Here is a 6,695-nt window from a genome sequence, read left to right on the forward strand (position 1 = left end):
TGCACGACACCGGACAGGCCGCCCACGACGTCCACCGCAACACCCACCAGGGCAAAGTCGGCGTCCTCTGCCTCGCCCCCGAAGAAGGCCTGGGCGTACACGACCAGGAACTACGCGCCAGGCACATCCACGCCATCAACCGCTTCCGGAACGTGTGAGGGGCGCACATGAGCGAGCGTCAGCCGCAGACACCGAAGGAACGGGACCGGCCGTGGCTCATGCGGACCTACGCCGGTCACTCCACGGCCGAGGCGTCCAACGAGCTGTACCGGCGCAATCTCGCCAAGGGGCAGACCGGTCTGTCCGTCGCGTTCGACCTGCCGACGCAGACCGGTTACGACCCCGACCATGTCCTCGCCCGCGGTGAGGTCGGCCGGGTCGGCGTGCCGGTGGCCCACCTCGGCGACATGCGCCGCCTCTTCCAGGACATCCCCCTGGAGCAGATGAACACCTCGATGACGATCAACGCCACCGCCATGTGGCTGCTGGCGCTCTACCAGGTCGTCGCCGAGGAGCAGGGCGCGGACATCACCAGGCTCCAGGGCACGACCCAGAACGACATCGTCAAGGAGTATCTGTCCCGCGGGACGCATGTCTTCCCGCCGGGGCCCTCGCTCCGGCTGACCACGGACATGATCGCGTACACGGTCGCGCACATCCCGAAGTGGAACCCGATCAACATCTGCAGCTACCACTTGCAGGAGGCCGGGGCCACACCGGTGCAGGAGATCGCGTACGCCATGTCCACCGCGATCGCCGTCCTGGACGCGGTGCGCGCCTGTGGGCAGGTGCCGCAGGAGCGCATGGGCGATGTGGTGGCCCGTATCTCCTTCTTCGTGAACGCGGGCGTCCGCTTCATCGAGGAGATGTGCAAGATGCGGGCGTTCAGCCGGATCTGGGACCGCATCACGCGTGAGCGGTACGGCATCGAGGACCCGAAGCAGCGGCGTTTCCGCTACGGCGTCCAGGTCAACTCGCTCGGCCTGACCGAGGCGCAGCCCGAGAACAACATCCAGCGGATCGTGCTCGAAATGCTGGCGGTGACCCTCTCCAAGGACGCACGCGCGCGTGCCGTGCAGCTGCCGGCCTGGAACGAGGCGCTGGGCCTGCCCCGGCCCTGGGACCAGCAGTGGTCGCTGCGCATCCAGCAGGTCCTCGCGCACGAGAGCGATCTGCTGGAGTACGACGACATCTTCGAGGGTTCGCATGTCGTGGAGGCCGAGGTCGCCCGGCTCGTCGAGGAGTCCCTTGCGGAGATCGAGCGGATCCAGGAGATGGGCGGCGCGCTGGCCGCCGTCGAGTCCGGCTACCTCAAGTCGCGGCTCGTGGCGTCCCACGCCGAGCGCCGGGCCCGCATCGAGTCCGGCGAGGAGAAGATCGTCGGCGTCAACGTCTTCGAGACCACCGAGCCCAACCCGCTCACGGCCGACCTGGACACCGCGATCCACACGGTCGACCCGGCGATCGAGACCCGGGTGGTCGACGCCCTGCGGCACTGGCGCGACACCCGCTACCAGCCGCCGTTCAACCACCCGCGCCCGTGCAAGGCGCTGGAGCGGCTGAAGGAGGCGGCCAAGGGCACCGACAACCTCATGGAGGCCACCTTGGAGTGCGCCCGCGCGGGCGTGACGACCGGCGAGTGGGCCGGGGCCCTGCGCGAGGTGTTCGGCGAGTTCCGGGCGCCCACCGGGGTCTCGGCCGCGCCGGTGGCGGTGGCCGCCGAGCAGGGCTCGGCGCTGGCCGGCGTCCGCGCCAAGGTGGCCGCCACCGCCCGCGACCTGGGCACCGGCAAGCTGCGCTTCCTCGTCGGCAAGCCCGGCCTGGACGGGCACTCCAACGGCGCCGAGCAGATCGCCGTACGCGCCAGGGACGCCGGGTTCGAGGTGGTCTACCAGGGCATCCGGCTCACCCCCGAGCAGATCGTGGACGCGGCCCTGGCCGAGGATGTACACGCGGTCGGGCTGTCCATCCTGTCCGGCTCGCACACCCGGCTGGTGCCGGACGTGCTGGAGCGGCTGCGCAAGGCCGGCGCCGCCGACATCCCGGTGATCGCCGGCGGGATCATCCCGAACGGTGACGCCGAGCGGCTCAGGGCCGCTGGAGTGGCCGCGGTCTTCACCCCGAAGGACTTCGACATCACCGAGATCATCGGCCGTATCGTCGACGAGATCCGCACAGCGAACAAGCTCGAACCCCTGGAGGTCCCCGCATGACAGTCAACCGTCTTCGTCCGCGGCGCTCCTGCCTGGCCGTACCGGGAAGCAGTCCCCGCTTCCTGGAGAAGGCCCAGGGTCTCCCGGCCGACCAGGTCTTCCTGGACCTGGAGGACGCGTGTGCGCCGCTGGCCAAGCCCGAGGCGCGGCACACCATCGTCAAGTACCTCAACGAGGGCGACTGGACGGGCAAGACGCGGGTCGTGCGGGTCAACGACTGGACGACCGAGTGGACGTACCGGGACGTCGTGACGGTGGTCGAGGGGGCGGGAGCGAACCTGGACTGCATCATGCTGCCCAAGGTGCAGAACGCCGAGCAGGTCGTGGCGCTCGACCTGCTGCTCACCCAGATCGAGAAGACGATGGGCTTCGAGGTGGGCCGGATCGGCATCGAGGCGCAGATCGAGAACGCGCAGGGCCTCAACAACGTCAACGAGATCGCCGCGGCCGGCGCGCGCATCGAGACGATCATCTTCGGTCCCGCCGACTTCATGGCGTCGATCAATATGAAGTCCCTCGTCGTCGGCGAGCAGCCGCCCGGCTACCCGGCGGACGCCTACCACTACATCCTGATGAAGATCCTGATGGCGGCCCGGGCCCACGACCTCCAGGCGATCGACGGCCCCTACCTGCAGATCCGTAACGTGGACGGCTTCCGTGAGGTGGCCGGCCGGGCCGCCGCCCTCGGCTTCGACGGAAAGTGGGTGCTGCACCCCGGCCAGGTCGACGCCGCCAACGAGGTCTTCTCGCCCTCCCAGGAGGACTACGACCACGCCGAGCTGATCCTGGACGCGTACGAGTACTACACGTCCGAGGCGGGCGGCAAGAAGGGCTCCGCGATGCTCGGCGACGAGATGATCGACGAGGCCAGCCGCAAGATGGCGCTGGTCGTGGCCGGCAAGGGCCGGGCCGCCGGCCTGCGGCGCACCAGCATCTTCGAGATCCCGGAGGCCTGACGATGCGGTTCGGACGCACCTACGAGGAGTTCGAGGTCGGCGCGGTCTACAAGCACTGGCCGGGCAAGACGGTCACCGAGTACGACGACCACCTCTTCTGTCTCCTCACCATGAACCACCACCCGCTCCACATGGACGCCAACTATGCGGAGAAGACGACGGACTTCGGCAAGAACGTCGTCGTGGGCAACTACATCTACTCCCTGCTGCTCGGCATGTCCGTGCCGGACGTGTCCGGCAAGGCGATCGCCAACCTGGAGATCGAGTCGCTGCGGCACGTGGCACCGACCTTCCACGGCGACACGATCTACGGCGAGACGACCGTGCTCGACAAGCGGCCGTCCAAGTCGAGGGACGACCGGGGCATCGTGCACGTCGAGACCAGGGGCTACAAGCAGGACGGCACCCTCGTGTGCGTCTTCCGGCGCAAGGTGATGGTGCCCACCGAGACATATCTCAAGGAGCGCGGCGGGGAGCAGCCGGGCCGCCCCGAGCCGGACGCACCTCGGCAGAAGACGGAGAAGTGATGGCGCGCCTCGCCCAGACCGCCGGTCTGACGGACATCCAGCAGGAGATCGTCTCCACCGTCCGTGACTTCGTGGACAAGGAGATCCTCCCGGTCGCCACGGAGCTGGAGCACCGCGACGAATACCCGCAGCAGATCGTGGACGGCCTCAAGGAGCTGGGCCTGTTCGGTCTGATGATCCCCGAGGAGTACGGGGGCCTCGGCGAGTCGCTCCTGACCTACGCCCTGTGTGTGGAGGAGATCGCCCGCGGCTGGATGTCGGTGTCCGGCATCATCAACACGCACTTCATCGTGGCGTACCTGCTCAAGCAGCACGGCACCCAGGAACAGAAGGACCACTTCCTGCCGAGGATGGCGGCCGGCGACATCCGGGGCGCCTTCTCGATGTCGGAGCCGGGCCTCGGCTCCGACGTCTCGGCGATCACGTCCAAGGCGGTCAGGGAGGGCGAGGAATACGTCCTGACCGGCCAGAAGATGTGGCTGACCAACGGCGGCACATCGTCCCTGGTGGCCGTCCTGGTGCGCAGTGACGAAGGGCACACCTCGTCGGAGGACTCCCCTGCGGAGGACTCCTCTGCGCGGACGGCCGCCGCCCCGCACAAGTCGATGACGACGTTCCTCGTGGAGAAGGAGCCCGGCTTCGGCGAGGTCCGCCCCGGTCTGACCATCCCCGGCAAGATCGAGAAGATGGGCTACAAGGGCGTCGACACCACCGAGATGATCATGGACGGGCTGCGGCTCCCGGCCGATCGGGTGCTCGGCGGTGTCACCGGCCGAGGTTTTTACCAAATGATGGACGGGGTGGAGGTGGGCCGTGTCAACGTGGCCGCGCGGGGCTGCGGCGTCGCCCAGCGCGCCTTCGAACTGGGAATCGCCTATGCCCAGCAGAGGCACACCTTCGGCAAGCCGATCGCGCAGCACCAGGCCATCCAGTTCAAGCTGGCGGAGATGGCCACGAAGGTCGAGGCCGCGCATGCCATGATGGTCAACGCGGCCCGCAAAAAGGATTCGGGCGAACGAAACGACCTGGAGGCGGGGATGGCGAAGTACCTCGCGTCCGAGTACTGCAAGGAGGTCGTGGAGGACGCCTTCCGTATCCACGGCGGCTACGGCTTCTCCAAGGAGTACGAGATCGAACGGCTCTACCGGGAGGCCCCGATGCTGCTGATCGGTGAGGGCACCGCCGAAATCCAGAAAATGATCATCGGGCGCAGGCTGCTCGAAGCGTATCGATTCCAGGGCTGATTGTCCGGATGCGGGGTGTTTTCTTCGAGAAGAAGGTCACACCCCGTCAACGGTCTTCGGCCGCCGACTCGGCTTCCTGGCTTGCCCAGTTGTGGCCCGCGACCGGTACGATCCCGGAAAGCCGCCGTCCCCCGATCGAAGCGCGGCATCATCCGCTACGAAGGTCATCCATGCCCCACAGCCAAACCTCTGCACCCCGAGACAGCCTGGTCGGCGTACGCCTCGCGCGCGGAGCATCGCCGTGGCTTCTCCCGACCGTCGCCACCGCAGCCCTCACCCTGGCCCGCGCCCGTCGCTCCGGCGCCGCCAGGGCCGTGGCCGTGCCCGCCACCGCGCTCGCGGCGGGCATGCTGTGGTTCTTCCGCGACCCAGAACGTGAGATCGCCACGGGCCGGGTCATCTCGCCCGCCGACGGCGTGGTGCAGAGCATCATGCCGTGGAAGGACGGGCGCACCCGCGTCGCGATCTTCATGAGCCCGCTCAACGTCCACGTGAACCGCGCACCCCTCTCCGGCACGGTCACCTCGGTCGAGCACATCCCCGGCGGCTTCGTTCCCGCGTTCAACAAGGAGAGCGAGAACAACGAACGCGTAGTCTGGCATTTCGACACCGAACTCGGCGACATCGAAATGATCCAGATCGCCGGCGCGGTGGCCCGCCGCATCGTGCCCTACGTCCCGCAGGGTACGAAGCTGGAGCAGGGCGACCGGCTCGGTCTGATCCGCTTCGGCTCGCGTGTCGACCTCTATCTGCCCGAGGGCGTGGAGGTCGCGGTCGAGGTCGGCCAGAAGACCGTGGCTGGGGTGACTCGCATTGACCGTGATTGATCCGGAGACACAGACGGGCTGGGTGCCCGAGGCCGACGCGGCCGACGAAGAGGAGGAGATGCCCCTCTCGCTGCGCCTCTCGATAGCGGACACCCTCACCCTCGGCAACGCCACGTGCGGCTTCATGGCGGTGTACTTCACCACCACCGGCATCCTGATCCCGCATCTCACGGGCAGCCAGGAGAGCGGCATGGCCCGCCACAGCGCGGCCACTGCGGTCATCCTGATGCTGTGCGCCGCCGTCTTCGACCTGTTCGACGGCCTGGTGGCGCGCAAGCTGCGCAGCTCCCCGATGGGAGCGGAGCTGGACAACCTCTCCGACCTGATCAGCTTCGGCCTGGCGCCCGCCTACTTCGTCCTCGTGTACGGCATGGTCGCGGACGACGCGCACCAGCGGATGGCGGCGCTCGGCGCGATCGTCGTGCTGCTCGCCGTGGTGCTTCGGCTGGCCCGCTTCTCCTGCGTGACGCCGCCGAACGGGCTGTTCCAGGGCATGCCGAGCCCGTTCGGCGCGCTGACGGTCGTCTCCATCGTGCTGCTGGAGCTGCCCTTCGTGGCGACGCTCCTCGCCATCCTGGGCACGGCTTGGCTGATGGTGAGCCGGGTCGAGTACCCGAAGCCGCGGGGCCGTCTCGCGGTGGCGATGCTGTCCTGGATCGTGCTGTCGATGGGCCTGCTGGCCGCCTGGGCGTTCGACGCCCCCAGCGGCCAGCTGCTGCTCCAGACGGGCTGCGCGCTCCAGCTCGTCATGGGCGCGGTGATCCCGCTGTTCGCCACGGCCCGCCGGGTGAACAACTTCCGGGACAACCGGCGCGAGGCGCGCGCGGCCCAACTGCCGTAGCCGCCGTAGCGGACGAGGAGGGGGGGGGGGGGGGGGGCGGGGGGGGGGGGCCCCCCCCCCCCCACGCGGCCGGGGGGGGTGTTGGGG

General features: G+C 68.6%; 6 protein-coding genes and 1 pseudogene. All 7 read left to right on the forward strand.

Annotated elements, in window-relative coordinates:
- Positions 1-158 (forward strand): annotated as a pseudogene (locus ABT245_RS15565) (crotonyl-CoA carboxylase/reductase); the annotation flags it as partial.
- Positions 159-167: 9 nt separating this feature from the next.
- On the forward strand, positions 168-2,213 hold the full coding sequence (locus ABT245_RS15570) for an ethylmalonyl-CoA mutase (protein WP_351733707.1): 2,046 nt from the start codon (positions 168-170) through the stop codon (positions 2,211-2,213).
- A complete protein-coding gene (locus tag ABT245_RS15575; RefSeq protein ID WP_351733709.1) occupies positions 2,210-3,169 on the forward strand; it encodes an HpcH/HpaI aldolase/citrate lyase family protein in 960 nt (319 codons plus the stop codon). Before ABT245_RS15570 ends, ABT245_RS15575 begins: the two co-directional genes overlap by 4 nt.
- A 2-nt stretch (positions 3,170-3,171) precedes the next feature.
- Entirely contained in the window at positions 3,172-3,696 is a 525-nt protein-coding gene (locus ABT245_RS15580; protein WP_351733711.1) for a MaoC family dehydratase, read from the forward strand.
- The gene (locus ABT245_RS15585; RefSeq protein WP_351733713.1) at positions 3,696-4,940 is read left to right on the forward strand and encodes an acyl-CoA dehydrogenase family protein; all 1,245 of its coding nucleotides are present in this window, start codon (positions 3,696-3,698) and stop codon (positions 4,938-4,940) included. The genes ABT245_RS15580 and ABT245_RS15585 overlap by 1 nt, the downstream gene beginning before the upstream one ends.
- Before the next feature lie 170 nt (positions 4,941-5,110).
- Complete coding sequence (locus ABT245_RS15590; RefSeq protein WP_351733715.1) at positions 5,111-5,767, forward strand: phosphatidylserine decarboxylase; 657 nt, start codon at positions 5,111-5,113, stop codon at positions 5,765-5,767.
- Between the two features lie 22 nt (positions 5,768-5,789).
- The gene (gene pssA / locus ABT245_RS15595; protein WP_351733943.1) at positions 5,790-6,608 is read left to right on the forward strand and encodes a CDP-diacylglycerol--serine O-phosphatidyltransferase; all 819 of its coding nucleotides are present in this window, start codon (positions 5,790-5,792) and stop codon (positions 6,606-6,608) included.
- Positions 6,609-6,695 lie beyond the last annotated feature (87 nt).

This window comes from Streptomyces sp. NPDC001508, assembly GCF_040298665.1.
GTDB lineage: Bacteria > Actinomycetota > Actinomycetes > Streptomycetales > Streptomycetaceae > Streptomyces.

Excerpts from the sequence above, each read along its gene's own strand:
- ABT245_RS15570 (WP_351733707.1), top strand. The coding sequence starts at position 168 with ATGAGCGAGCGTCAGCCGCAGACACCGAAGGAACGGGACCGGCCGTGG.
- ABT245_RS15575 (WP_351733709.1), top strand. The coding sequence starts at position 2,210 with ATGACAGTCAACCGTCTTCGTCCGCGGCGCTCCTGCCTGGCCGTACCG.
- ABT245_RS15580 (WP_351733711.1), top strand. The coding sequence starts at position 3,172 with ATGCGGTTCGGACGCACCTACGAGGAGTTCGAGGTCGGCGCGGTCTAC.
- ABT245_RS15590 (WP_351733715.1), top strand. The coding sequence starts at position 5,111 with ATGCCCCACAGCCAAACCTCTGCACCCCGAGACAGCCTGGTCGGCGTA.
- ABT245_RS15585 (WP_351733713.1), top strand. The coding sequence starts at position 3,696 with ATGGCGCGCCTCGCCCAGACCGCCGGTCTGACGGACATCCAGCAGGAG.